Source organism: Paenibacillus sp. GQ49, from assembly GCF_059759055.1.
Genome location: NZ_JCAXEL010000001.1, coordinates 798,334 through 825,256 on the forward strand (window position 1 = coordinate 798,334; position 26,923 = coordinate 825,256).

A 26,923-nucleotide genomic window follows, 5' to 3' on the forward strand; every position below is an offset into this window, starting at 1 on the left:
TTATTCCTGCGTACTCAGATTCTTAATCAGACGCAGACGATCTTCCTCAGACAGACTGTATTGAACTTGGAAACATCCCGAGCATACATAGGTCAATACCTTAAACGGTGGTGACAATAGTGCCCCTTCGCCTGAAGCTGCGTTAGCAACTGGAGTAAAGTTATCCTGCGTTGCAGCTTGAGTACCAGCAAGAATCATGAATTCCCGACAATTCGGGCACTCCGGTACTTCTTCCTGATGATCTAGTTGCTTCTGGACACCTTGTTCATATTGAATCAGGTCATTACCTTCATCCGCGTATTTGGTTAACGTTCGCAACTCCGGCAATTTGAGCTCAACTTCATCCCCCCACAGATCTGAAAGATCCGTAGTCTGTTTATCATCGTTTGCATGATCCACATCATAAATGTCGTCTTCAGCTTCATCTTGCTCTTCATCTCCGATGTCAATGTTGAGCGTACGATAGCCCTTCAATTCATTGTGGCAATATGGACACTCTTCTTCAGGACCGAGTTCCTCATCCCATACAATCTCCGTGTGACACCAAGGGCATACTGTTGTCTCCATATTAAATCAACCTTTCTCTTTCAAATAATCATGTATTCATCACATAGATGACACCGATGGCAAAGAACACAAGTGATGCCGCAAACAGAATCCGTATCAATATCTTCATGACCGGTCCCCCTAGATAATACTCGCGCCAATAACAAACGACAATGAGACGGAAATAACCATGGATATCAATCCAACAGCTCGGTTGTCCGCTGCGATCTCCTTATCAATGGAGAACACGGGTGTCAGGAATTCGAACAAAAAATAGGCAACGAGCAGAAGGAAGAACCCAACAAACGACCACGTCATGGCTTCATACACCGAAGATTTAGCCTGTATGCAGAAACGCAGTACGTTGCAGATCCCGAAGATCTTACCTCCTGTAGCCATCGCAACGGCCACATTGCCCTTCTTGATCTCCGTCCAGCATTTATACTTGGTCACCAGTTCGAAGCAAGCCAGAAATACGAGCAGCTCCATAATCGCTACCGAGAAAAAACCGAGTACCATCCCCAAGGGATGAGACAGCAATTGGTCAATGCTTTCTATCACGCACCGTTCCCCTCTCCCATCTGCGACCTTCATGAACAAGGTCGCAGAATATCATTGATTCATGGACCGGCTATTCCAATTCTGCGACGGTCACACCGTTCCCGCCTTCTCCGTAATTGCCCAGCCGGTAGCTTTTAATATGTTTATGCTTACGCAGGTAATCCTGAATACCGGAACGTAAAATTCCTGTACCTTTACCGTGAATAATATAAACCTGGCCCAGGTTGGCAAGGAAAGCTTCATCTATGAACCGGTCTGTCTCCATCAGGGCTTCTTCCAGGTTGGTACCACGCAGATCCAATTCACTTTTCACATTGTCATCACGTGTACGTTTCATACCCGTTACCGGTTTTTGCTTTGGTTTAGCTGCGGGAGCCGATTGCTGCAGTTCCAGGTCATCCAGGGATACTTTCATTTTCATAATCCCCAGTTGTACCATCGCGTCTTTGCTGCCCGCCATCTCTACAACATGGCCTTTTTGATTCAAACTGTAGACAAGCACTTCATCACCAGGACCGATAGCACGAGTCTTCGGCGCTGTTGCCGTCTTCTTGACCGTTTTTCTGCGTTTCTCCGGTTCAGCCTCGTCCAGCTGTTTGCGGGCAGCAATGAGTTTGTGCTCCTTCACGGAAGCACCTTCTTCCATAGCCAACAGGCGAAGATCTGCTATAATCTTCTCCGCTTCCGCGCGAGCCTTGTCCACAATGCTGCGTGCATCTTCTTCTGCTTTTTCAATCCGGCGATCACGCTGCTGTTCCAGCTTCTCCAGTTCGGTCTGATGACGACTGCGTAATTTCTCCATATCCTGGCGCAAGCTCTCTGCCTTCTCACGCTCTTGTTCAGCCGTAAGACGGTTCTCTTCAAGAGAAGCAATCATGTGCTCAATCCGTTGATCCTCTTCCTTCACTTCGCCACGGGCGTAGTCGAGAATGTAACCCGGCAGTCCCAGTCGCTCTGCAATGGCAAATGCATTACTTCGTCCAGGTACACCCACCAGAAGGCGATAGGTTGGACTCAGTGTGTTGATGTCAAATTCCATGCTGGCATTAATGACACCTTTACGCTCATATGCGTATGCTTTCAGTTCACTGTAGTGGGTAGTTGCAACCATGCGACATCCCGTCCGGTGCATATGCTCAAGCATGGAGATCGCCAGTGCGGAACCTTCAGCCGGGTCTGTCCCTGCTCCAAGTTCATCGAGCAACACCAAACTTTTTGGCGTCATGTTTTTCAGAATGCGAATGATGTTGGTCATATGACTGGAGAAAGTACTTAGATTCTGCTCGATACTCTGCTCGTCCCCAATGTCTGCATAGATCGCATCAAATACACATAACTGACTGCCATCCTCAGCCGGAACAAATAAACCGGACATTGCCATTAGGCTGAGCAATCCAATCGTTTTGAGCGTTACCGTCTTACCACCCGTATTCGGACCTGTCACGATAATGGATGTGTAATCATTGCCCAACTCTATGTCAATTGGAACCACGTTTTCAATCGGAATTAGTGGATGACGGCCTTTCTTAAGCTTCAGGAACCCGCGGTCATTCATGCGAGGCAATGTTGCTTTTAGTTCACGAGCCAGTCGTGCTTTGGCAAAGATAAAATCAAGTGATCCCAGCAAGTCGACATCATACAACAGCCACTCTCCCTGCTCACTGACAAGTGCCGTCAATTTCTGCAAAATAATTTCTATTTCGCGTTCTTCCCGAATCCGGGTCTCGCGTAATTTGTTGTTCATTGCAACAATGGATTCCGGCTCAATGAACAATGTCGCACCCGAACCGGATTGATCATGCACAATCCCGCCAAAGTACGAACGATATTCAGCTTTCACCGGAATTACGAAACGGTCTCCTCTGATGGTGATGAGCTGATCCTGAAGCATCTTGGATACGGTAGAGGATCGTATCATGGAATCCAATTTTTCGCGAATCCGTGCTTCTCCGCCTCGCAGCTCACGACGAATCTGCGCCAACGTTACGCTTGCACTGTCGGCAACCTCTGCATTATCGTCAATACAGATTTTGATGGCATCCTCAAGCGTTTTTTGCTCTGACAGTTGATCACTGATATAGAACAATGATTCGATGGGCTCATCTTCATGCAAAGTACCAATCTGACGTTTCAATCGCCGCGCCGCAAAGGTTGTATTGGATATTCCCAAAAGTTCGTGAGGGTTAAGTGTGCCTCCAATTTCAGCACGTTTGATGGAAGCCGTAATATCTACAATTCCCCCAAAAGACGGTGAGCCTTTCAGGCGATCAAATGTGAAGGCTTCATCGGTTTGCTGCAGCAAACGCTTCACTTCTTCAAGTTCACTGCTTGGTTCAAGTTGCTCCGCTTTCTTTTTTCCCATGGTCGTCTGAGCAAAGCTAAGCAATGTATTTAAAATTTTGCGATATTCCAGTGTGTGTAAAATTTTCGTGTCCAAGTGTACAACTCCTTCCAAACTATATCTGTATTATAACGAAAGAAACTTTCTTACGCTATTTAACGAATCCTTCCACACATAACTTCAACCATAGCACCACAAACTACAGGTGTCAGGATTGTGCAACCTCTCCATCCCCCTGGAGTTGCCCTGCTCAGTTCAATCCGAATAAAAGGAGGTAAACACCATGAATTTCCTGGGACATGTCGTGCGATTTATCATCGCTGCAATTGTATTAATGGTGGTCAGCTGGATCGTTCCCGGATTCGCCGTTGGTGGCTTCTGGAGCGCCCTGTTGCTTGCTCTTGTCATTGCCCTGCTCGGCTGGATCGTTGAAGGTATCTTCGGCAAAAGGGTCAACCCGTTTGGTCGCGGTATTGTCGGATTTATCGTTAGCGCACTGGTGATTTGGCTTGGTCAATATGTTGTAGATCATGTTGAAGTCAGCCTGCTCGGTGCCATTCTCGCTGCGCTGGTTATCGGGATTATCGATCTCTTCATCCCGGTATCCACCCCTTTTGATGCCGGACGAAGCTCCAAAAGTTAGTCTCCACTTCACCTTAACATCCCCATGAATTCTCCTAAACCTCTGAAGGCCCTGGGCCGGAAGGGGTTTATTTCATTCGGGCAGTACGCATGCTCTGCCGTACACGTACAATTTTCAAAAAAACGACATACGCAGCGTGTACAGGCATCCACATATTGCGGTATGATGACTGGAGCAATCATTCAAATTTTATCCATATCACGCTTTAAGGAGGCACATAATGAAGAAAGGCATAACATGGCTCGCTGCCTGTATGTTAATTCTGGTCCTCACTGCATGTGGAGGAGAGAATCAGTCCGCAGACTCTGACAGCAACGGGTCGGATGCTGGCGTTACAGCCAGTGAAGAACTGGTCATCAAGGCAAGCAACTACAAATTTGATCAACCCGAGTACCATCTTAAAAAAGGTGTCCCGGTTAAGATTGTTTATGAAAATGTAAACGGAAACCACGGTATTCTCGTGCCTGAGCTGAATCTTACGCTCGACACCAGAAATAGTTCCAAAGTCATAACCCCGGACAAAGTTGGTGAGTTTGAAATGTCCTGTTCGGTCTTCTGTGGTTCAGGACACAGCAGCATGATCTCCAAAATTATCGTTGAAGAATAGTATTCAAGACAAGGAGCCCCCGCAGCGACGGGAGCTCCTTCTTTAGTATAACAAATTGTACCAGAGTACGTTGCCCACGAGCCAGTTCTGCTGCATTCATTCCGCTAGGTCTGGTCCTGTTCAATCAATTCAATCCATTCGTTATATTCCGTCTGCAATTTCGTATATTCATCATGCAACTGACGATATTCCGTGTTCAGCTGCTCAGCCTTCTCCTGCTCCATTTCACGTTCAACCTGTAACAAACGTAATTGATTGGCCGCTAGTTCGTAACGCTCCCCCATCTCAAGCAGTTCAGTTTCCATGATCTCTTTCTCTTGGGTCGCTTCTGCACGTAACTTGTCCAGCTGCTGTCGTTCTTGCTCCAGTCCCTCCAGCAACTCACTACTTGCAGCACTTTCTCTCTTCCAAACCGTTAGTTCATTCTCAAGTGCAGCCCAGCGTTCCTGCCAGGATTGTTCCTGAGCTGCCCATTCATCTGCACGGCGTTGCCATACCTGGTCGTTCTGCTCTGCTTGTTCAACGCTTGAGCGAAGTTCTTCTTCACGTCTTGTCAACTGCTCCAGACGGGATGCCAACTCGGTCTGTTTGGCTGACAGTTCTTCGTGTTTGATCTGCCATTCCAACGCTTCTTCCTCAGTCTGGGCTAGCCGGCTCTCTTGCTCAGAGTAACGCTCGGAAAGTTTAGCCGAAGACTGTCTCGCTTCTTCAAGTGCGCTCACAATCTCTTGTTTCTCCTTGCTCAATTCATCCAGCTTGGAACTGTAATTCTCTTCCCGTTGTAATGCATCACTGTAATCATTACGGATTTGTTTATAGTTATCCTGAAGTCGGTTCAGCTCTTCCCGAACAACATTTAGCTCAACTTCAAGCTGATTGCGTTTCTCTTCCAAAAGCTCTGCATCCTTCTGGTATTGCACAGCCTCTTCATGGTTGAAACGAGACTCTTCCTTCACCACGGATAATTCATCATGAAGGGATTGCACACCAGACTCCAACGTTTCATTTTGTTCAGCAACTTCAAGAATCTGATTCTCCAGGTCTCCGATCTCAGCCAATCGCTGCTCAGCAAGATCCTTCAAGGACTGCTCACGTTCCGTAAGCGTGCCGATCTCATTCTGCAATGTACGTACCGCAGCATGAGCCTGTTCAAGCACTTTATGCAACCTGCGCTGTTCCTCTTCCGACTTCACTTCTGCCTCACGAAGCTTTTGGGCTTCCTGTTCAAGCTGTGCATGTTGCTCCTGAAGTTTGCGTAGCTGTGCTGAGAGAGAGGTTTCTCTATCCACAGTTTCATTATACTTCTGCTTCCATTGTTCCTGTGAATCACGGGATTGCTGGGCAGCCTGTTCCGTTTCACGCAGAAGCTCCTGCAACTGGGAACGGTCCTCTTTCAACTGCTCCAGTTGTTGTTCCAGTTCCGTAATTCGGCGAGTCTGAACTTCCTGCTCCTGCTTACGGACCCCATGCTCATGACGTAACGATTCCAATTGACCACGCTCATGCTGAAGCTGCTGTTCTTGCTCTGCAACCAAGTCCTGTGCACTAATGAGCTGGGTCATTACTTCTTCCAATTGTTCTTCGACATCTAATAGTCGAGCCTCCGCCTGTTTACGTTGTTCCTCAAGTTGCTGCTTGAGCTTGCCCTGTTCTTCTTGCAACAAGGCCTCTGCCTCCGCCTCGGCTTCTTTCGCCTGGGACGCTGCTGCTTCCTTGGCTTGCTGCAATTGTTCCTCGAGGGCTGCTTCTTTCTCCATCCATTCGAGTTCCAACTGCTCGGATAACGCCTTGAACTCCGCATTCAACTGATTTATCTCAGTCAGGCGCTTCTGCTCCGCTTGTTCCTGTAAGGCAGCCCGTTCCTGATTCGCATGATACGTGAGCTCTTGTGTATGTTGCAGCGCTTTTTCTTCAGCCTGTTGAAGACGAAGTTCCATCTGTTGCTGAAGTTCCTTATATTGCAGCGCTGCTTCTTCCTGAGCTTTCTTCAGATTGCTCTCTGCCTGCTCCAACTCGGACAAAATGGCCGACTCGGCTTCTTCCTTGGCTGTCTGAACCTGCTGAGCAGCTTTGGCTTCAATCTGCTGACGTTCTGCAACGGCACGGCTTTCGGCTTCTTTTAATCGAGCTGCAGTCTTGTCCTGCAACTCTTTATATTGCGCAGCAGCTTTGGCCTGCGCCTGCTGCAATTCGGCTGCAGAACGGTTCTGAGCTTCTTTGAGCTGGGAAGCGGCCTGTGCCTGTGCAGTTTTAAGCTGATTAGCCGCTTTCTCTTCCATTTCCTTCAGCTGTTTCGTTCCCTTGGCTTCTGCTTCCTTCAGTTGTGCCGTCGCTTGGGCCTGCAATTTCTGCACTCGCTCCGTTGCTTGAGCGCGTTCTTGCTCCAGCAGCTTATTCAACTTGGCTATCTCTGAATTTTTGTCCGATTCGGACTTTTGCAACGCCTGCTCTGCTTCAATCTTCAGCTGTTGCAAATCAGCAAGAGCCTGGTCACGCCGTTCCAATTCTTGTTGATGTTCATTTTGTATGGCGTTTAACCGATTCAATTCGTTTCTCAGTTCTGTACGTTCTCCAGTGAGCATCTTCAGTTCATTACGGATTTCCTGAGTCTGAAGAGACTGTTCAGCCATATGTACAGCCGCCAGTACCGCAATACGCGGAGTATCCAGACGGGAATTTTGTTTGGAGATTGCGCCCATACGCTCATCTACCAGGTTAGCTACTTGTTTCATATAGTCGGCACTGCTGCCAACCAGTTTATAGGAAGTCCCGTAGATCTCTACGGTGACGCGTGTACGATCAGGTGTAGTCACAGTTGTGCCCTCCTTCAAGTCTGTATGTTGATTCTAAGCTGTAATCACAAAAAAGTCACATCGATCCTCTAATGCTAAGGATTCGATGTGACTTCAAACAATTCCTGCTAATCTTTGTTCAAAAAATCTTCTTTTGTCCTATTTACGCAATTCCGCTCCGAATTGCTCTTCCAGACGAGCCACTACACGGGCATGAACTTCAGTAACTTCCTCATCGGTGAGTGTACGTTCACGATTCCGGTATACCAGTGCCATCGCCACGCTTTTCTTGTTTTCACCCAGTTTACTGCCAGTAAACACATCAAATACCTGTACGTTTTGTAACAATTCACCCGCCGATTCACGAATGGCGCGCAGCATATCTCCAGCTTCAACATCCTCATTCACAACAACCGCGATATCACGTTCCATGGCTGGGAAACGCGGAAGTTCACGATAACGAATATCAGCGTCTGCTTCATTGTAGATCGATTCAAGTGCAATCTCTGCGATATATACATCATTCAGATCATACTGCTGTTGCAGTTCCGGATGCAATTGACCCAATGTACCGATCAATGTGCCTTCTCCGCCATCCTTCCCTTCCAAATAAACCGATGCAGAACGTCCCGGGTGGAACCCTTCAGGGCTGTTTGCTACCAAGCGAATGCGTTGTTCAAGACCCACATAGGCGAACAGATGCTCAAGAGCACCTTTCAGGTCAAAGAAGTCTACTTTCTCCGCTCCAACATTCCATTGCTGGCTTGCACGATTTCCGGTGAGCAGCAAGCCCAGTACCGGAATCTCATGTGGTTGCTTGGTCAACTGATCTTCTTCGGTGAAGAACACATTGCCCACTTCAAATACAGCCAGTGAATCCTGTTTACGGTTCATGTTATACACCGCTGCATCCAGCATTTGCGGCAAAATACTCGTACGAAGCACACTGCGGTCCTCACTCATAGGCATCGCGAGTTTCACGGCTTTACTGCCTTGTGTCAATGCCGGGAACAATGTCGCTTTATCCGGGTGTACAAAGGAGTAACTGATCATTTCCTGCCAGCCACTTCCTGAAAGCAATCCACGAATGGTGCGGCGCATCGCTTGAGAGCGTGTATATGCCCCTGGAGTCGTTGGTCCTTCAATCCATGTGGTTGGAATGTTGTCGTATCCGTACAGACGTGCAATCTCTTCAAACAAGTCTACATCGAGCGTAATATCCCCTCTGCGTGTTGGCACTTCCACATCCAGCAATCCTTGATCAGCATCACCACATGCAAAGTGCAAGCGAGCGAAGATCGTTTTTACCTCAAGCAACGACAGATCGGTTCCCAGATAACGATTCAGTCGGTCCAGCGACAATTGAATCACACGTTTCTCCGCAGCTTCCGCTCCAGCTTCCACGATTCCCTGGTGCACTTCACCCTCAGCATAACGCTGAATCAGTTCAGCCGCACGATCCAAAGCCGTAATGACCGCACCCGGGTCTACTTCCTTCTCAAAACGCATGCTTGCTTCGGAACGCAGCCCCAGTTGGCGCGACGTTTTCCGAACAGTACCGCCGTCGAACTTGGCGGACTCCAGCAACAGATTCACCGTGCCTTCCGATACTTCGGAATTCTCGCCACCCATAACCCCAGCGATGGCTACTGGTTTCACGCCATCCGTGATGAGCAACATGTGCGGCTCCAGCTTGCGCTCCTGTCCATCCAGCGTAACAATCGTTTCGCCTTCGTTGGCCATCCGCACTTCAATATGGCCCTTTTCCAGCTTATCCGCATCGAATGCATGTAGCGGTTGACCGTATTCCAGCATGACATAGTTCGTAATATCAACGATGTTATTGATTGGACGAACACCTGCCGCCATGAGACGGTTTTGCATCCACAGCGGGGAAGCACCCAGCTTAATGCCAGTTACATAACGAGCTGCATAGTGACTGCATTGCTCCTGCGCCTTAATCTCTACGGAGATATGATTCGCAGCCGTATCACCAACTTCAACCAGTTGGTCTTTGGGACTTGGCAGCTTCACTTCACGACCCAGAATGGCACCCACTTCATAAGCCGCACCACGCATGCTGAGACAGTCGGAACGGTTCGGTGTCAGGTCCAGTTCAAGCACATGATCGTCAAGACCAAGAACCTGACTGATTGGCGTGCCAACCTCTGTTTGTTCCGGCAGAACGAGAATACCTTCCTGCTGATCTTTCGGCAACAATTTGTCGTTCATGCCCAGCTCTTTGGCGGAACAGATCATGCCAAGGGAGACAACACCGCGCAGTTTGGCTTTTTTGATATCCAATCCACCAGGGAGCTTCGCTCCAACCAGGGCTACGACTACTTTTTGGCCTGCATCCACATTTTTCGCACCACACACGATCTGAAGATCTTCTTCCTGACCAGCATCGATGACACATACATTCAGTTTGTCTGCATCAGGGTGTTTCTCCTTGCTCTTCACATAACCTACAACAACTTTATTCACGCCCTTGTTGCGGTTCTCCACTACATCAATTTCGACACCCGCACGGGTGATTTTCTCCGCCAATTCCTGTGGCGTCACACCTTCAAGGGAAATATAATCAGACAGCCAATCTGTCGATACTCTCATGGACGTTCACTTCCTTCATCTATAAATTGGTGTTCCCAGTTCTTCGCTTGCTCTATATGGTTAATCTTTTTTGTCTTAAAGTTACAGCCGTCCAAATTGCTTCAGGAAGGTCAGATCACTGTTGTAGAAATGACGGATATCATCAACTCCATACTTCAGCATCGCGATACGCTCTACGCCCATACCAAATGCGAAACCACTGTATTTCTCCGGATCATAACCACCCATTTCCAGCACTTTCGGGTGAACCATACCGCCGCCCAAAATTTCAAGCCAGCCTGTTTGCTTACATACGCGACAGCCGCTGCCGCCACATTGCACACAAGTCACATCCACTTCCGCACTTGGCTCCGTGAACGGGAAGAAGCTTGGACGCAGACGAATTTCTGTGTGGGAACCGAACATTTCGCGCACGAATTGCAACAGAGTTCCTTTCAGATCGCTCATACGAATGTTTTCGCTGATGACCAAACCTTCAACCTGGTTGAATTGGAAAGAGTGCGTCGCATCGTCGTCATCACGGCGGTATACTTTACCTGGGCAGATGACTTTGACAGGCACTTCGCCCTTCATGCTCTGCATGGTACGTACTTGAACCGGAGATGTATGGGTACGCATCAACAAGTCTTCGGTAACATAGAAAGAATCCTGCATATCGCGCGCCGGGTGATTCTTCGGCAGATTCAATGCTTCAAAATTGTAATAATCCATTTCAACTTCAGGACCTTCCGCAACGCGGTATCCCATACCGATGAAAATATCTTCGATCTCCTGTACCACTTTGGTCAGTGGGTGCAGTCCGCCTTGACGTCCACGACGTCCTGGCAGGGTCACATCAATTTTCTCGGATTGCAGACGCTTCGCCGTCTCTTCCTTCTGGAACTGATCCTGCTTGCTGTCGATGACTTCCTCAATGGCAGCCCGAACATCATTGGCTACTTGACCAATAACTGGACGTTCCTCCGCACTAAGTGCACCCATACCACGCAAAATTTCAGTTAATGCACCTTTTTTCCCCAAATACTTTACACGCAGATCACCGAGCGTCTGCGGATCATTCACACCAGACAACTGCTCCAGCGCTTCGATCTTCAATGCCTCTAAACGTTCTTTCATGTGTAATTGCCCCCTTTTTGTGGTGTTTTTGCAACAAAAAAAGGCCTTCTCTCCCCTGAAGGGACGAAAAGACCGTGGTACCACCCTTGTTAGACATCCATTGCTGCGTGGCCTTCTGGCCTGCAACTGGTTCTGTCTCACTTTGTACGGAATAACGACCGTTAACCGTTTGCCCCTACTGTTGCCTCTGTGTCTGCACACAAACAGGTTCAGGGAACCGCTTCGGAGTGAATTTCGGCAGCCTTGTTCTACAGAAACGCTCTCAATCTACGGCGCTTCCTCCCTGTCCAGAGGCACTGCTTACTTATCTCCATCATCACGTTTACTTAGTTTACCTATATCGATATAATCATCGATGATCGTTCATAATTATATGCAAAATAGATCGAAATAGCAAGTCGTCCATGTTCTAATTTATGCTTGCACCCTTATCTTTCAATTGTTTCAGGCGCTGCTGGATTTCCCGAATCTCAGCTGCCTCGACTGCTCGCTCATTCGAATGCTCCGGCTGTGTCAGACTGTCTTTTCCAGCAGTGCTCACAGGAGACAGCAACTCCGATAGCCGCATCTCCAATCGTAACCGCTCATCATCGGATTCTCGGGTCTCCAGCGCTACCTCCCGAAATTTGTTGGACTGCTCCCAATCCGTTACGCCTCCTTCAAACAGAGTTGCTGTGCCACCAGCCTCCAGATCGCATAACCGATTCGCGAGTGACTTCGTCAGCATCCGGTCATGGGATACAAGCACCAAAGCACCTGAAGCCTGTTTTAATACATTTTCCATGACTTCCTGGGTATCGATGTCCAGATAGTTCGTTGGTTCGTCCAGCACCAGCAGATTCGCTCCGCCAAAGTACAGTCTCAGAAACGCCACTCTGCACTTTTCCCCCATGCTCAAATCCCCAATGCGCTTGAACACATCATCTCTGGAAAATAGGAAACATCCCAGAATGGTACGTGCCGCACTTTGTGTCATGGATGGAAGAGTAAGCAAGCTGTCCAGCAGCGTCTGATTCTCAGGAAGCCCTTCCAGCTCCTGTGAAAAGTAACCGATTTTCAGCTGTGGATGCCTTGTGACCTTGCCTTGGGAAGGTTCCAGTTCACCAATCATCAACTTCAGCAGTGTTGTCTTGCCCGTTCCATTAGGGCCCCGTACAGCAAGTCGATCTCCACGTTCCACAGTAATTCGAAGATCGCTCAGCAATGGTTTGTCTCCCGTATATGAAAAACTCACCTCTTCCAGCGCAAGCAGCTGGCGTGCAGCCAGTGGATTCATCTGTAATTCCATGTTCAATTTTGCAGCTTCACGAGGTTTATCTACCCGATCCCGCTCCAAACGTTCCAGCTGTTTTTGTTTCGCATGGTAACGAGAAATATTTTTGTTGGCTTTGGCTTTGTAAAAGCTCTGGGTGATCTTCACCTCCACATCGGTTGCCGAATTATGTGCTTTATGGAACCATTCCTGATAATTTCGAATCGTTTCTTCCAGCGCCTTACGTTCCAATTCCTGCCTGCGGTAGATCGTTTCCTGTTCGCGTAATTCACGCTCTTTGTGGATCTTGTAGTCGGAGTATCCGCCCTTGTATTTGGTCAGGGTATCTGGACTGAACTCAATGACTCCTGTTGCTACCTGATCAATAAAAGTACGATCATGTGATACAAATAACAGCGTACCTTCATATGCGGATAACCACTCTTCCAGCCAACGCATGCTTCCCTCATCCAGATGATTCGTCGGTTCATCCAGGATCAGGAATTTGGGTTTGCTGACAAGCAGCCCCGCCAAACGAGCCTTTGTTTTTTGTCCACCACTCAAGGAATGATAGGGTCTATTCCAGTGCTCTGCGGATAATCCAAGGCGGGTCAGTACTTTCTCTACCTCAGTCTCCCACATATAACCGTTCAACTGTTCGTATTGCTCCATCACTTGTGTATAAGCTGCAAGCAGCTCTTCATCCGCTTCAGTGCTCATGCTCAACCGTTGTTCCAGTTCTTCCAAGTTCCGTTTCACTTCATAGATCTGACCGCTCTCACGCCGGACCGCATCCAGTACATTCATCCCGGTCTCAATCTCCGAGCGCTGGCGCATGAACCCCCATTCCTGCTGAGGGATATAACGTTCAATCCGTCCACCACCATGCTCCTCGCCTAAAATGATACGTAACAACGTTGTCTTGCCGCATCCGTTGCGACCCAAAATGGCGAGTCGCTCGCCCTCATTTATCTCCAAATTCAATCCTGTAAACAATTCAATACCGTTCCACTCTTTTGATACTTCATGTAAGCGTACCAATGTCATCATGAGGCCTCATCCTTCCTGCATCCTTTTTGCTGAACAAAAAAAACCGCTGGCATCAGCCGGCGGTTTGGCAATTCAGGGTTGGATCAAGCATTCAAAGACAGATCTAAGGTAAGCTACGGCATGAACAAAGAAACCCCAAACACAGGGTACACGTAAACCTCAATGGCTTACTTGCTCCATACCTTTTCCCATAGCTGAATTTGGACACACGAATCCCCTCATTGCTCAGCCGCTCTGGCTGACTGCGTCATAAAACCGTCTGCAGTTAACTGGGGTTCAATTCATGTGTTTTACTTCATGGGACGTATGGTTACCTCTCATTCATGTGTAGTATCAATTTCTCCGTTATTGTACCAGAACATTGTAAAAAAGCAAAGGGTACATAAATTAAACTAAAGCATACTTACTTACTCGCCACTCCAAAGACAGAACAATCTTCTGATCGCTGTTACCACCGGGTTCCCTTTAGGGCAATAGAAAAAGCCCCTGCATCGCAAGGGCTCCGGTACTGCTTCGTTAAGCGGGTGATGGGAATCGAACCCACGCTATTAGCTTGGAAGGCTAAAGTTCTACCATTGAACTACACCCGCATGATAGAAGATTTCATTGTTAAATTCCTTAGGAATTTAACAGTGTTTTTACAAATAATAATATACCATGATCCTCTATAGCATGCAAGTCACATTTCCATTTTTTTCATTACACATCCATCTTAAAAAAGCAGGAGCACCCTCGCGCCCCCGCTGTTTCCTAACCTGTAGGCTTATCCACATCTCGCAAAAACTGCTTTTCAAATTCAGCGGCTTTAATCGGTTTGCTGAAGAAATAACCCTGAGCCTCGTGACAGTGTTGATTGCGAAGAAAGACCATCTGATCTTCGTTCTCCACTCCCTCAGCTGTGACTTTCAGTTGTAAATGATGCGCCATTGAAGTGATGGTAGATACGATCGCGGCGTTATTGCTGTCCTCCATGACTTCATTCACGAATGAACGGTCAATCTTGAGCCGATCAATCGGCAGATCCTTCAGATAGTGCAACGAGCTGTATCCCGTTCCAAAATCATCAATGCTGATATGCACACCAATTTCTTTGATTTTGCGCAACTGTTCGAATGACCGGTCTTTATCAAATGTCATGCTCTCTGTAATCTCCAGTTCAAGCCATACAGGCTCTAGTCCCGTCTCTTTGAGAATGCCATTGATATTGTCCAACAAATGGGAGTGCCTGAATTGTCTCATCGACAGATTCACCGAAACACACAGTTTACGATAACCGGCTTCCTGCCACTGTTTGTTCTGTGCACACGCTTCACGAAGCACCCATTCGCCAAGTGGCACAATGAGCCCACTCTCTTCTGCCAGAGGAATAAATTCTGCCGGAGATACCGTGCCTCGCTGCGGATGCTGCCAACGCACCAAGGCTTCCATGCCAACGATTAGCCCACTTTGCAGATTAACCTGCGGCTGGTAGACCAGGTAGAACTGACCCCGATCCAACGCTTTGCGCAGATCATTCTCAAGCTGCAAACGCTCCTGTGCCTTCATCTGCATCGCATGGGCAAAACGATTCAGTTCCATTCCTTGTTCCTTTGCACTGTGCAAAGCCGTATCTGCATTCTGAATAATCTCCAGTGGTGACTCCCCATCATGTGGGAAAATGGCCATCCCGATTCCAAGTGTGAGATGATACTCATTGCCATCAACCAAGACGGGCTTCTCAAAAAGTTGCAAAATGGATCTTGTCCGACGCAACGCTGTATCGGTTGAACTGAAATCTGTCATCGTTAATGCAAACTCATCTCTTCCCAATCCAAAGACTTCTTCTCCTGGAAGTGATGAATGTTTCAATCGTTGACCTACCTGACGCAAAACCCGGTTAGCTGCTTGCTGTCCGAGCGAATCATTAATGGTTTTGAACCGATTAATATTCAGGACCAGTACACCAACAAGCTGTTCCTGCACCACGGCATCATCCATCATTTTTTTCAACCGCTGTGAAAGGCGACGACGGTTTGGAAGTCCCGTTACATCATCATGATGAGCGATATAGTTCATCTTGGCTTCCGCGACCTGCTGTTGCAGGAAAGGTGTGTCCACTACGGACGTATACAGCCCTTTTTGAATGAAAAAATATGCCATACAATTACTCAGTAATCCTAATAACAGATTGAGATCGTTCACTCCAGTTGCTGAAACAAAATAACATTCACCAAAAAAGAAACACAGAATGCCACATAGAATGGTTGGTAGATCAGCATCTTTGGTTTTTTTCCATTGCACAAACAAAATAACTGCAATAATGCCATAAAGTAATCCGACCATAAGATGAACTCGGGTGAAGATACCACCCAGCACTTCCCCGTCAAGCATACTCGGCAACATGCTCCATTCCTGAATAGCCAGTATGTACAAAATAACAAAGGTACCCAATGTCCCACTGAACAGTAAGAATTTGCGTGGTAATGCAATTTCTTTCTCATTTAAGGTATACACGAGCAGTAAACCTACTGAACATACCAAAGATCCCATGGTTGACATCATTAAGGAGAACTCCGATTCCATCATAGCTCCATTTGGGATCTCTTCTGCAAATGAAACAATATGAACCAGTTCAAACAGACCAATCAATAAAAAGAGTGTTGTCAATAATGCCCTCCGAAGAGTTAGCTTCTGTGTCCGAAACAACCAGCTTTGATTGTAAATGCCGATACAAGCCGCTACCGAAGCAAATCCACCCAAGAGTGTCAAAACCGGGTAACCCGATATGATCAGATCAGAGCTTGAAGAAGAACGAAACCATTGACTTGCGAGGAAACACAATAAGCCGCACACAGCGACCCAACTTATGTTTCTCTGATCTTGCAGATTAACCTTCATGCCGTGTTTTCCTTCCCGGGATCACCTATCCTGAATTACATTAACCAAACTTAAAACTTACTACACGATTCGACAAAATCATATTAACCAACGTTCAATTCACATGCATACACATGCTATCTGGTACATAATAACATTTAATTTTGTATACGTGAACTAAAAAATAGTTACTCCTAGGAATATTTATTCATAAATATAGAGAAAAACAAGGCATTAAGAACTAAAAAAACATGGATCTCCAGTTAGAGTCCATGTTTTCCTATTTTGCAACTGTATTTCAGACTATATTACTTATCAAAATTCACTTCTGGTGTTGTTAATTTATCATAGAAATCAACAACCTTATCCTTGTCTTCCGATGAACGAATCGCCATCGCTGAACGTGGATGCTCGTCCAACGCACCTGTAATCATGTAAGGCAGAATGTAACCCCATTCTTCTTTTTCTCTCAGTGGAACCATCAACTGTTCCAATACACCAAGTACTGGACGCAGATTGTATTTCGTTCCTTTGAGATGAGCCACAAGCAATTCGGTTGGACAGTTTCCAGCAGCACGGCCCATACCATACACAGAAGCATCAAGCAGTTCGACGCCAAGTTCTGCCGCAACCAATGTGTTAGAAAACGCAAGTTGCATATTATTATGTGTGTGAACACCAAGACGCTTGTTAGGCAAGTGAGTCTTGAACTTCTCTACCAGATATTTCACATCATTATGGTCCAAGCTACCATAGGAGTCTACAATGTAAACAACATCCACAGCGCTTTCTTTGATCAATTCAAATGCTTCCAGCAACTCATTTTCCATAACATTGGAGAGTGCCATAATATTAAGTGTAGTTTCATATCCACGATCATGGAATGTTTGAACCAGTGCAAGTGCCTTGTCTACATCTTTGCTGTAGCAGGCAACCCGGATCAGATCCAGCATACTCTCACTGCGAGGCAAGATATCATTTTCGTCCACACGACCTACGTCAACCAGTGCAGACAGTTTGGTATTGCCTTTTTGAGGAATAACTTTACGCAGGAAATCATCGTTCAGGAAACGCCATGGTCCTGCTTCCTCGGCACCTTTAAGCAACTTCGGAGAGTTCTTATATCCAATTTCCATATAATCAACGCCAGCTTCATTCAATCCAGCATATAGCTGTTGAACAAAGTCCACGCTAAAGTCCCAATTATTCACCAATCCGCCATCACGGATCGTACAATCTACAATTTTGCAATGATTTGTCTTCATTAATGTCTGCTCCTTTTCTGACCAACTTGTGTATTCCTCTCATGATACTTGAACGTGACAAGAAAAGTAAAGGGATTCCGGACTTATTTACTTCGATAAGATCTCCAGATACGGTCAATCTCAACCATATCGGAACGATTGGGAGCTTTCTCTCCATAACGAACGGCATTATACGTATCTGGCAGTCTCGCAGACAGCTCATCTTCTTCTACCTTCACACCATTCTGAATAATGGTCTGTGCAGCCTCCAGCGGAGTGTGCGTCCCCTGTATTACTACGCCTCGATGAGCAGCTCTTTCAATCCAAGTCCGATAGTAATACCGAACACGTTCAGCATCCTGTGCAGGGGGCGCTTCTTTCTTCCGAAACCAATTCTTTCGGACTTTTGCTGGCGCATCAAGCGTCTCACTGACATCGATATACTCCGTCCGTGGTTCTGCCTTCTTTTCACCTGGTTGTAACATCCCCTTGAATCGATCCATAAGTCTGTTTATCGTTTTTTGTCCCAACCTCAGAAGCAGCCACAGAATTGCTCCTGCTACAGCACACATCACTACCCATCCGAGGATGTTCCAGAAGACTGAGGGCTCGGAGGGCGGCTCTCTCCAGTCATTCGGTATATTTAGCGGCTGATTGGGATTGTCCATTGGTAATCGTGGCTCCTCACCAGAAATCGGACCAAACCATCCCCTGATCCATGCGAGCAAGCGGTCACGTAGCGGCCCCAGCCAGGCAGCCAGACTTGGGAAAGCACCGATCGCAACGATAACAATAAACATCCACATGAACCGCTGATGATTCGCACGTGCAAAATCTCTTAATACCAATCTTCTCTTGCCATCATTGAGTATTGCCTGATCCAGTTGCAGCATATATCGTCCAACCAGCCAAAAGGCAAAGCTGATCACTCCCGCAATATAGATCCATAGGGTATAGGTTCGTATCGGCTGCATGAATTCCAACGAGTTCGAAGCAATCATAAGCACGATCGCACTGATTACACCCATAATCTGCAAGCGCCATAACAACACAGAATGAAAGGCTGGCTGGAAGGTCAGCCCTGCATAAGCCGAGATGACTCCACACAGTACCAATGTGATGATATCCGGCAACGGGAGAATGAGGCTCATCCCAACAACGAGTGCGAAGAGAAATCCTATGACGAGTGCCGTTACTCCACGAATGAATGTATTCTTCTCGCTAAAACCTGGAATTTTATGCTGAATGAACTGTCCCAACCAACCTACAAGAACAACCATGATGAATAATGTGAACGGCAAATGTTCCATTGCGTAGAATGAAGCAAGCGTAAATATCGGAAAAAGGTATATGCCCGCCATCAGGACGGCAAGCATCGCTATGAGTCCTTTGATCGTCGCTACCGGTCTGTTCATCATGCACTCACCGCCTTCGTGTTACCCTTCACGTCCTCAACCGGGAGAATCGTCACACGATGTCCTTGTTCGTGCAGACGTGCAATCTCGTGCTCCATAGCAGCAGATACATAGGATGTAATTAGCAGATAGCTGCGGATTTGCTGTGCTTCTTCATTCAGACGTACTTCATCGTTCAGGAATTGCTCCATGGGCGCCATACATTTCAACTCTGTCTCGGCCATAGCTTCCAGTAACCGTTCCAGATGCGGGGTGCCATAATCCGGCTCAATCCGAAGTGTATCGCGGCCTCCACCCACATGATAACCATTATGGGCGAAACCTGCCGGCAACCCTCTACCGATGGCATCCACTGCAGCCGTGGCAGCGTAACGAAGTGCCCGTTCAATCTTTTCCGGTCGAGTAACAACACTCCACATATCTGCAGATTCCTGAATGTTGACTACAATCCAGGATTGCGGATCAGCCGTCCATCCCTGCTTGTAGACTTGTAATTCACCTGTACGTGCACTCGCTTTCCAGTGAATACGATTCATGGGGTCGCCTGCACCATAAGGCCGAACACCCAGGATCAAGAAAGGATCTTCAACGATCCATCGTGATACTTCCACTTCTCCCTGCCATACCTGATAAATTGCAGGAAGATCCTCTGCATTCATTAATGAAGGATACACGATCATAGACATTTGCAAGGGAATTGGTTTGGTGGAACGCCACACGCCAAAGAGATCCCCACCTGTCATCGTTGCTGTATTTAATGGATAAATTCCACGCTGAGTACATGTAAAAGGATGCTTGCGCGTAATACGAGTAAACGGTTTTAACGTAAAAATACTCTTATGGTTCTGATAGATCTCGCCTTGACTAATATCCATACCTGAGCCGGAACGAAATACAAACGACACTGGCATCATCGATTCAAGTCTGAGCCACGGTACGGAGACTCGTTTCTCATTTGATATCGTCTCTACCATCTCAAGTTCATCTCCAGCGTAACAACGCAGCTTGCTGAATTGTCTGCTGTACTTGAGCTTTCGCAGTGCAGGTCTTCCAAACCACACACCATGTATAACAACGACAATGCCTCCAACAAGGACAAGCCATAATAATGCCATAAGATTAACGCCCGCTTGTAGCGAGATTCTCCGTAGGCACTTCTGTCTGATTCAGAAGTTCCTGGATGATACGCTCAGCCAAGCCCTCTTGTTGTCTGATCCGGTTACGGAATACCAGTCGGTGGGCCAGCACAGGTTCCGCCAGTACTTTAATATCATCAGGCAAAACAAAATCTCTGCCATGCAGCGCAGCCCATGCCTGACTTGCCTTGAGTAATGCCTGAGCCCCTCGTGGACTTACGCCAAGCGAGAGCTCGGGATGTTGCCTTGTCGCTTCGGTTAACTGAATGATATATCGTAGCAAATCTTCGTTAATTTGCACTGTTTTATACGTATCCTGCGCCTTCAAAAGTTCTTCACGACTGATCACCGCCGAGAGATCATCAACAGAACGACTGGCTACCGTACGTCTCAAAATTTCTACACTCTCTTCACTGCTTGGATAACCCATGCGAATTTTCATCATAAAACGATCCATCTGCGCTTCAGGTAGCGGAAAAGTTCCCTGGTTATCTACAGGGTTCTGGGTGGCGATAACGATAAATGGCCGTTCCAGCTGTCTCGTTGAACCGTCGATACTGATCTGGCGCTCTTCCATACACTCCAGCAAACTTGATTGTGTACGCGGTGTAGCCCGGTTAATCTCATCGGCTAGTACAAGATTGGCAAACAAGGGGCCGGGTCGGAATTCAAAATCCCCTTCTTTTTGATTAAAAAAATGAATCCCTGTTAAGTCCGAGGGCAGCAAGTCCGGTGTAAACTGTATGCGTTGGAATGTGCAGTCCAATGAAGAGGCTACCGATTTGGCAAGCATCGTTTTTCCGGTACCTGGTACATCCTCCAGCAGGACATGCCCTGACGCTATGATGGCTGTCATCACCAGCTCTATCGTATGCTCTTTTCCCACAATCACTTTTCCCACGTGATCCATCAATTGTTGATTCATTCGTTCCATTCCTTGGATTTCCATCTGCATCTCATCCTTCCGTTATGGAGCTTATGTATTCGCATTCATTACTAACTATAACCCTTATTGGCAACATAAAACAAAGGAGTTGGCAAATGGCCAACTCCTTAACTCCCCGCTTTTCTCAATATACCAAGGGTAACATAATTATAAACCGCGTGCCTTCGCCCTTTTTGCTATCCACAGAGATGGTGCCTCCATGGTTCTTGATGATCCGGTAACTCACCGAAAGTCCAAGCCCTGTTCCGCTCTCCTTGGTCGTGAAGAATGGATCAAACAGACGTACAAGCGTGTTATGGTCCATCCCATGACCGTTATCCGCGATGGAGATCTGCACGAACTTGTTTTCCGTGGCGGTAGATATTCGAATTAGACCCGTATGTTCTTCGCCAACTTCCTCAATGGCATCCATTGCGTTTTTCACCATATTCAAAATAACCTGCTTAATCTGTTTGACATCAATGGACACATTCAGCGGGGCATCCCCTTCATCCAGTACGATCTCGCATCCCTTCATCAAACCTTCGCTTTCGGTCAGCAAGACCACCTCTTTGAGCAAAGAGTCGACGGATATCACGGTCTTCTGTGGAGCTGACGGTTTGGAAGAATTCAAAAATTCATAGATGATGTCATTCGCCCGATCAATCTCCGTCAGTATGATTCGAGCGTACTCGTCTTTGCCGAGCTGCAACAAATGGGGCCTGAGCAGTTGGATGAACCCACGGATTGCAGTCAACGGATTACGAATTTCATGAGCAATAGATGCTGAAATTCGCCCCAGCATCGCAAGTTTGTCATTTTGATAAGCGGTCTGTTCAATTTGTTTATAATCAGATACATCTTTGACGCTGAACAAGAAGTCGCCATCCATCTGATCACCGTACGTCACAGTAACCAGCCAATGCCTTCCGTATTCATCAATCAATTCATGATAGCGCTTACGATGAAAAATAGTTTCCCGATAGATACGTAAAATTTTCTTTTTCTTGAATCGGCTCATCTGTGGATGATGCAGCATTTGCATCAGGGTGCAGCCACTCAACAGACTTCTTGGAAGTTCCAACAACTTTGCCATCTGAACGTTAATAAACGTCAATACACCGTGACTGTCAAACAACATAATACCGCTATCCAGATGTTCCAGTACATTTTCGTACTTGTTGTTATCCAGATGCACAGGCGGGAATCCATCCGTTGGTTGAGGCACTGTATCCTGAAATTCACTAATCATGTCAGGTTCCTCCTTTTCACGTAAATGATAAACTTGCCATTCGGACATCGTATCATCACAGAAACAGGAAGGGCCGATTTTATTTTTCATTACCGGTGCCCTTTCGTTGGGGGGCTGAGCCGAAAATATGGATGGCATGGCCGGAACTCATGCTGGTCTATTCCCGGTAACCAACAGTTGATCCGGAAAATCATATACGTTTGTCCCATTCTGACCTTCTCCTATTCCCAAACACGAACATTTTTTGCTCCGCCTCTTTTGCAAGTCTGTTTTTATCATAGACAAGTTTATAGAAGAGAGTCAATCGGAGAAAGTGTCGAATGGAAATTATTTTAAAAAAAACCTCGAATTAGTTCCAGAATACAGCACAAAAACGAAGCCGTTTCACCCCAATAGGCAAATCAGCTTCGTTTTTAATATCTTTAATTTGTGATATATCCGAGTTCATCTATAGTCCGGTCTTATTATGCTGAATTTTCAGTCTGCGCTGACTCATCACAGCTAATCGACGTTTAAGTTCGCTTTCCCACTTCTCGTCTTTGGTTTCCTTCGCGAGCCTGAGCAAATCCAGAGCCATATCAATCTGGCGCTGCACAATGACCATGGCATCCTCGCTCTCACGGTTTACACAGTTTTCAAAAATCGCATCCTCATCTTCTGTAACATAATCTTGAAAGTCGATCTCGGATGCACCGTCTCCATGCGCATATTCAGCCAGAATTTCATATTCGTTTTCCACTTTATAATGCACCTCAACCCGGTGACACACCGGGCAAAACAGCAGGGGAACATTATGAACCTGGGTGCGGTAATGCTTCAGCGTGCCCTTCGTTCCAACCATACTTGCCCCACAACAGTAACTCATTTTTGTTCACCCTCCTTATTACGTGCCGGGACTTTTTGGTTATAATGCCATCCCGTACACTTCCAGCACTTCCGAAAAGGAATAGTTCCATCAGTGTATCACATTCATGTACAGATTATAAATGCAGAGCACCGGAATATTTACCGGGTTTCCATACCCTATTCGCCTTAAAGGCCATCAATTCCTCTTTCAACAGATAAAAAGAAGACTTTCTTCTAATATATTATTAACACGCTTAGTTGCTTGTTCAAACACTTTTGATTAACTTCGTGATAACTTCCGTCAAAAGGGTGCAAAAAGCCCTCAATCCCTAACGGGATGAGGGCTTGAACAAAAACCGTTCAAGTTAATCTGGCTTACAGGTTAGTGTCGCCTGGTTTCCAGTTCATTGCACACAATCCGCCGGATTGCAGTGCTTGCAGTACGCGAAGTGTTTCTTCAACACTACGACCTACATCGTTGTGGTTAACCACTTGATATTTCAATTCGCCTTCTGGATCAATGATGAACAGACCGCGCAATGCTACGCCTTCTTCTTCGATCAGAACGCCGTAATCTTTAGCCACTTGCTTCGTGATGTCAGAAGCCAGTGGGAAGTTCAATTGACCCAGACCATTGCTGTCTACAGGTGTGTTGATCCATGCTTTGTGGCTGTGTACGGAGTCTACGCTCACGCCAAGGATTTCTGTATCCAAAGCTTTGAATTGCTCGGAAGCAACGCTCAAAGCTGTAATTTCAGTTGGGCACACAAATGTGAAGTCCAAAGGATAAAAGAAGAATACAAGCCATTTGCCACGATAATCGGACAGTTTAACGGAACCGAAATCTTGTCCGTCTCCTGATACTGTTTCCATTGCGAAATCCGGTGCTGGTCTACCTACCAAACGTTCTGCCATAACTAAAAATTCCTCCTTTGGGATTATGTAAGCATCCTTGCGGATTGCTCATCATCAAGAAAAACGCGTACGCTTTTCCTGTAATTAAAATGATTTGATACTTGATAACAAGTACAAGTAAAATGTTATCATCCGGACTTCTCAAAGTCAAGATTATAAACATTATTTTTTTATAATCATTATAAATAAGGATTTTTCGTGGCAAAAATGATAAAGGGACAGCCCTCTGTATATTCCATAACTGGAAACAAAGGGCTGCCTGTAGTTGGTAATATAATTACGCCTGTTTCTGGATAGCCGCCACGATCAAATCGCCCATTTCGGTCGTGCTGATCGCTGTGCTCTTGTCTACAGCAATATCACTCGTGCGGTGTCCTGCGTTCAATACATCCGACACAGCTGCTTCAATGGCATCTGCACCTTCTGTATAACCAAAGGTTGTGCGGAACATCAACGCCAAAGAGAGAATCGTTGCAATCGGATTAGCGAGTCCTTGACCGGCGATATCCGGTGCAGAACCGTGTACCGGCTCATAGAGTCCGAAGCTGCCCTCTCCCAGTGATGCAGATGCGAGCATACCGATGGAACCTGTCAACATCGCTGCTTCATCACTCAAGATATCTCCAAACATGTTTTCCGTTACGATGACATCAAAGCTGGACGGACGACGCAGCAATTGCATCGCGCAGTTGTCTACCAGTACATGCTCCAGTTCAACATCTGGATAATCCGGTGCTACCCGGTTCACGACTTCACGCCAGAGACGGGAAGTTTCCAATACGTTGGCTTTGTCTACAGAAGCCAGCTTTTTGCGACGTCCTTGCGCAATTTCGAATGCCTGACGAACGATCCGCTCCACTTCTGTTACATTATATGCACATGTATCCACAGCCTCTTCGCCCTGTGCACTTTCACGTCTGAACTTCTCACCGAAGTAGATCCCACCTGTCAACTCACGTACCACCATCAGATCTGTACCTTCCAGTACTTCAGGCTTCAAAGTTGAAGCATCTTTCAGGCAATCAAATACGACAGCCGGACGCAGGTTGGAGAACAATCCAAGTGCTTTGCGAATACCCAGCAGGCCTGTTTCCGGGCGAAGCTCCTTGCTGTTGTTATCCCATTTTGGACCACCAACCGCTCCAAGCAGGACTGCATCTGCACTTTTACATACGCTCAGTGTTTCTTCAGGAAGAGGAGTACCCTTCTCATCAATCGCGATTCCGCCAAACAGCGCATGCTTTGTCTCAAAACGATAACCGAATACTTCCTCCGTACGTTTAAGAACCTTCTCAGCCTCAGCTACGACTTCAGGGCCAATTCCGTCACCTGCAATAACTGCAATTTTTTTTACGTCTGCCATTGGGTTGTCCACTCCTTATATTTCATTCATTATTTATTCATAAAGTAACGTCTCATATTAACTCTCTCTTTTGTATCATATTCCAAGGTCATTTGACCAAGATATACAATCTATGACTTTAATAGATTTTACCTATAAGCCAATAAACATTGGCCTTTCCAAGTTGTTCTGACCTCCCGGCTAGGTTAAAATATAGCTGAACTCAAATCAGATACGCAGGAGGGATAAGCAACATGCAATATTCGTATTTGGGTAAATCAGGCCTCAAGGTCAGCCGAATCTGTCTCGGTACCATGAATTTCGGGCCTGCTACAGATGAAAAAGAAGCTTTCCGCATTATGGACGCAGCACTCGATGCAGGCGTGAACTTTTTTGATACCGCTAACATCTACGGCTGGGGTGAGAATTCCGGTCTTACCGAAGAAATTATCGGACGCTGGTTCAACCAGGGTGGTGGCAGACGTGAGAAAGTCGTTCTGGCCACCAAAGTCTATGGCTCCATGCATGATGATACAGATGGCCCCAACAACGAAGCTGGCCTCTCCGCCTACAAAATCAGACGGCATCTGGAGGGTTCCCTCCGCCGCTTACAGACTGATCATATCGAGCTATACCAGATGCATCATGTAGACCCAGCCGTATCATGGAATGAACTGTGGGGTGCATTTGAGAATGCCGTTCATCAGGGTAAAATCGGTTATGTAGGATCGAGTAACTTTGCTGCATGGCAGATTGCAATCGCTCAAAGTGAAGCCAAGAATCGTCATTTCCTCGGCCTGATTTCCGAGCAACATAAATATAGTCTCAACTGTCGTTTGCCTGAGTTGGAAGTACTGCCCGCTGCCAAAGAGCTGGGCCTCGGCGTCATTCCATGGAGTCCACTGGATGGTGGATTACTGGGACGTAACGCTCTGCAGAAGCTGGAAGGAACACGCAGCGGGGGCATCTCTGGACGGATCGAGCAGCAGCAGACTCAGCTTGAAGACTTTGCCGCACTGTGTCGTGATCTCGGTGAACCACAGGATACGGTGGCTTTGGCATGGGTTGCAGCCAATCCGGCAGTTACCGCCCCGATTATCGGACCGCGTACGCTGGAGCAGTTTGAGACCGCACTCAAATGTCTGGACGTGACTTTGGATGAAGCTGTGCTCAAACGTCTGGATGAGATTTTCCCGGGTCCAGGTGGACATGCACCTAATGCATACGCGTGGTAATAGCTTGATAGTGTAAGCCAATTCGAGAGTTAGGCGTGCAACTTGCACTGTGTTACTGTCATAATCATATAAATAAAAGGCAAAAGAGTCTGACCCTCCACAGGAGAGTCAGACTCTTTACGTACCTCACTAAACGTAACAAAGTAAGCCAAACGATCTACTAAATCAACTAAATTAAAGATTAATCATTCTAGCAGCATACATCTGTCTCGGCTTATAGTTCAGTTCAATGAAAG

Annotated in this window: 19 protein-coding genes and 1 tRNA gene; 3 read left to right on the plus strand and 17 right to left on the minus strand. The window is 46.8% G+C overall.

Annotated features, from left to right (window positions below; all coding sequences use genetic code 11):
• The 3 genes from AC6CIF_RS03670 to AC6CIF_RS03680 form a co-directional block, all read right to left on the minus strand.
• On the minus strand, positions 1 to 567 hold the full coding sequence (locus AC6CIF_RS03670) for a hypothetical protein (protein ID WP_076209202.1): 567 nt from the start codon (positions 565 to 567) through the stop codon (positions 1 to 3).
• Between the two features lie 120 nt (positions 568 to 687).
• A complete protein-coding gene (locus tag AC6CIF_RS03675; RefSeq protein ID WP_076209203.1) occupies positions 688 to 1,107 on the minus strand; it encodes a DUF350 domain-containing protein in 420 nt (139 codons plus the stop codon).
• A 70-nt stretch (positions 1,108 to 1,177) separates the two neighbouring features.
• The gene (locus AC6CIF_RS03680; protein ID WP_047842259.1) at positions 1,178 to 3,544 is read right to left on the minus strand and encodes an endonuclease MutS2; all 2,367 of its coding nucleotides are present in this window, start codon (positions 3,542 to 3,544) and stop codon (positions 1,178 to 1,180) included.
• Between the two features lie 187 nt (positions 3,545 to 3,731).
• On the opposite strand from AC6CIF_RS03680, the gene AC6CIF_RS03685 reads away from it, so the two are divergent.
• Together AC6CIF_RS03685 and AC6CIF_RS03690 are read left to right on the plus strand one after the other, a co-directional pair.
• Positions 3,732 to 4,091: a phage holin family protein gene (locus tag AC6CIF_RS03685; protein WP_017689637.1), complete on the plus strand. Its 360-nt coding sequence runs from the start codon at positions 3,732 to 3,734 to the stop codon at positions 4,089 to 4,091.
• Positions 4,092 to 4,311: 220 nt separating this feature from the next.
• Complete coding sequence (locus tag AC6CIF_RS03690) at positions 4,312 to 4,698, plus strand: cupredoxin domain-containing protein (RefSeq protein WP_498197934.1); 387 nt, start codon at positions 4,312 to 4,314, stop codon at positions 4,696 to 4,698.
• Positions 4,699 to 4,802: 104 nt separating this feature from the next.
• Here the strand turns inward: AC6CIF_RS03690 and AC6CIF_RS03695 are convergent, their stop codons facing one another.
• From AC6CIF_RS03695 to leuB, 14 genes are all read right to left on the minus strand, one after another.
• Positions 4,803 to 7,511, minus strand: coding sequence for a hypothetical protein (locus tag AC6CIF_RS03695; RefSeq protein ID WP_498197936.1), 2,709 nt, complete (start codon positions 7,509 to 7,511; stop codon positions 4,803 to 4,805).
• 138 nt (positions 7,512 to 7,649) lie between these two features.
• A complete protein-coding gene (gene pheT / locus AC6CIF_RS03700; protein WP_498197938.1) occupies positions 7,650 to 10,103 on the minus strand; it encodes a phenylalanine--tRNA ligase subunit beta in 2,454 nt (817 codons plus the stop codon).
• An 81-nt stretch (positions 10,104 to 10,184) separates the two neighbouring features.
• Positions 10,185 to 11,219, minus strand: coding sequence for a phenylalanine--tRNA ligase subunit alpha (pheS, locus tag AC6CIF_RS03705; protein ID WP_017689641.1), 1,035 nt, complete (start codon positions 11,217 to 11,219; stop codon positions 10,185 to 10,187).
• Positions 11,220 to 11,628: 409 nt separating this feature from the next.
• Entirely contained in the window at positions 11,629 to 13,521 is a 1,893-nt protein-coding gene (gene abc-f, locus AC6CIF_RS03710) for a ribosomal protection-like ABC-F family protein (RefSeq protein WP_498197940.1), read from the minus strand.
• A 519-nt stretch (positions 13,522 to 14,040) separates the two neighbouring features.
• Positions 14,041 to 14,111: transfer RNA gene (locus AC6CIF_RS03715), tRNA-Gly, on the minus strand.
• A gap of 160 nt (positions 14,112 to 14,271) precedes the next feature.
• Positions 14,272 to 16,398, minus strand: a complete 2,127-nt coding sequence (locus tag AC6CIF_RS03720; RefSeq protein ID WP_498197942.1) for a bifunctional diguanylate cyclase/phosphodiesterase — start codon at positions 16,396 to 16,398, stop codon at positions 14,272 to 14,274.
• Positions 16,399 to 16,685: 287 nt separating this feature from the next.
• Positions 16,686 to 17,642: an aldolase catalytic domain-containing protein gene (locus AC6CIF_RS03725; RefSeq protein WP_047842252.1), complete on the minus strand. Its 957-nt coding sequence runs from the start codon at positions 17,640 to 17,642 to the stop codon at positions 16,686 to 16,688.
• 83 nt (positions 17,643 to 17,725) lie between these two features.
• Positions 17,726 to 19,039 carry a DUF4129 domain-containing protein gene (locus tag AC6CIF_RS03730; RefSeq protein WP_498197944.1) on the minus strand — a complete coding sequence of 438 codons (1,314 nt, stop codon included), beginning with the start codon at positions 19,037 to 19,039 and terminating at the stop codon, positions 17,726 to 17,728.
• The gene (locus AC6CIF_RS03735; RefSeq protein WP_498197946.1) at positions 19,036 to 20,151 is read right to left on the minus strand and encodes a DUF58 domain-containing protein; all 1,116 of its coding nucleotides are present in this window, start codon (positions 20,149 to 20,151) and stop codon (positions 19,036 to 19,038) included. The genes AC6CIF_RS03730 and AC6CIF_RS03735 overlap by 4 nt, the downstream gene beginning before the upstream one ends.
• A gap of 4 nt (positions 20,152 to 20,155) precedes the next feature.
• Positions 20,156 to 21,121, minus strand: a complete 966-nt coding sequence (locus tag AC6CIF_RS03740) for an AAA family ATPase (RefSeq protein ID WP_017689647.1) — start codon at positions 21,119 to 21,121, stop codon at positions 20,156 to 20,158.
• A gap of 121 nt (positions 21,122 to 21,242) precedes the next feature.
• Positions 21,243 to 22,349 (minus strand): ATP-binding protein, encoded by a 1,107-nt coding sequence (locus tag AC6CIF_RS03745; protein ID WP_036610143.1) that lies wholly within the window; start codon positions 22,347 to 22,349, stop codon positions 21,243 to 21,245.
• A gap of 448 nt (positions 22,350 to 22,797) precedes the next feature.
• The gene (locus AC6CIF_RS03750; RefSeq protein ID WP_017689649.1) at positions 22,798 to 23,214 is read right to left on the minus strand and encodes a hypothetical protein; all 417 of its coding nucleotides are present in this window, start codon (positions 23,212 to 23,214) and stop codon (positions 22,798 to 22,800) included.
• Between the two features lie 356 nt (positions 23,215 to 23,570).
• On the minus strand, positions 23,571 to 24,110 hold the full coding sequence (locus AC6CIF_RS03755) for a peroxiredoxin (protein WP_036610146.1): 540 nt from the start codon (positions 24,108 to 24,110) through the stop codon (positions 23,571 to 23,573).
• A gap of 277 nt (positions 24,111 to 24,387) precedes the next feature.
• A complete protein-coding gene (leuB, locus tag AC6CIF_RS03760) occupies positions 24,388 to 25,473 on the minus strand; it encodes a 3-isopropylmalate dehydrogenase (RefSeq protein WP_498197949.1) in 1,086 nt (361 codons plus the stop codon).
• A 233-nt stretch (positions 25,474 to 25,706) separates the two neighbouring features.
• On the opposite strand from leuB, the gene AC6CIF_RS03765 reads away from it, so the two are divergent.
• Positions 25,707 to 26,687: an aldo/keto reductase gene (locus tag AC6CIF_RS03765; RefSeq protein WP_498197951.1), complete on the plus strand. Its 981-nt coding sequence runs from the start codon at positions 25,707 to 25,709 to the stop codon at positions 26,685 to 26,687.
• Positions 26,688 to 26,923 lie beyond the last annotated feature (236 nt).

Excerpts from the sequence above, each read along its gene's own strand:
- AC6CIF_RS03750 (WP_017689649.1), bottom strand. The coding sequence starts at position 23,214 with ATGAGTTACTGTTGTGGGGCAAGTATGGTTGGAACGAAGGGCACGCTG.
- AC6CIF_RS03735 (WP_498197946.1), bottom strand. The coding sequence starts at position 20,151 with ATGGCATTATTATGGCTTGTCCTTGTTGGAGGCATTGTCGTTGTTATA.
- pheT (WP_498197938.1), bottom strand. The coding sequence starts at position 10,103 with ATGAGAGTATCGACAGATTGGCTGTCTGATTATATTTCCCTTGAAGGT.
- AC6CIF_RS03730 (WP_498197944.1), bottom strand. The coding sequence starts at position 19,039 with ATGATGAACAGACCGGTAGCGACGATCAAAGGACTCATAGCGATGCTT.
- abc-f (WP_498197940.1), bottom strand. The coding sequence starts at position 13,521 with ATGATGACATTGGTACGCTTACATGAAGTATCAAAAGAGTGGAACGGT.
- pheS (WP_017689641.1), bottom strand. The coding sequence starts at position 11,219 with ATGAAAGAACGTTTAGAGGCATTGAAGATCGAAGCGCTGGAGCAGTTG.
- AC6CIF_RS03690 (WP_498197934.1), top strand. The coding sequence starts at position 4,312 with ATGAAGAAAGGCATAACATGGCTCGCTGCCTGTATGTTAATTCTGGTC.
- AC6CIF_RS03685 (WP_017689637.1), top strand. The coding sequence starts at position 3,732 with ATGAATTTCCTGGGACATGTCGTGCGATTTATCATCGCTGCAATTGTA.
- AC6CIF_RS03740 (WP_017689647.1), bottom strand. The coding sequence starts at position 21,121 with ATGGAAATCCAAGGAATGGAACGAATGAATCAACAATTGATGGATCAC.
- AC6CIF_RS03720 (WP_498197942.1), bottom strand. The coding sequence starts at position 16,398 with ATGAAGGTTAATCTGCAAGATCAGAGAAACATAAGTTGGGTCGCTGTG.
- AC6CIF_RS03765 (WP_498197951.1), top strand. The coding sequence starts at position 25,707 with ATGCAATATTCGTATTTGGGTAAATCAGGCCTCAAGGTCAGCCGAATC.
- AC6CIF_RS03670 (WP_076209202.1), bottom strand. The coding sequence starts at position 567 with ATGGAGACAACAGTATGCCCTTGGTGTCACACGGAGATTGTATGGGAT.
- AC6CIF_RS03725 (WP_047842252.1), bottom strand. The coding sequence starts at position 17,642 with ATGAAGACAAATCATTGCAAAATTGTAGATTGTACGATCCGTGATGGC.
- leuB (WP_498197949.1), bottom strand. The coding sequence starts at position 25,473 with ATGGCAGACGTAAAAAAAATTGCAGTTATTGCAGGTGACGGAATTGGC.
- AC6CIF_RS03755 (WP_036610146.1), bottom strand. The coding sequence starts at position 24,110 with ATGGCAGAACGTTTGGTAGGTAGACCAGCACCGGATTTCGCAATGGAA.
- AC6CIF_RS03745 (WP_036610143.1), bottom strand. The coding sequence starts at position 22,349 with ATGATTAGTGAATTTCAGGATACAGTGCCTCAACCAACGGATGGATTC.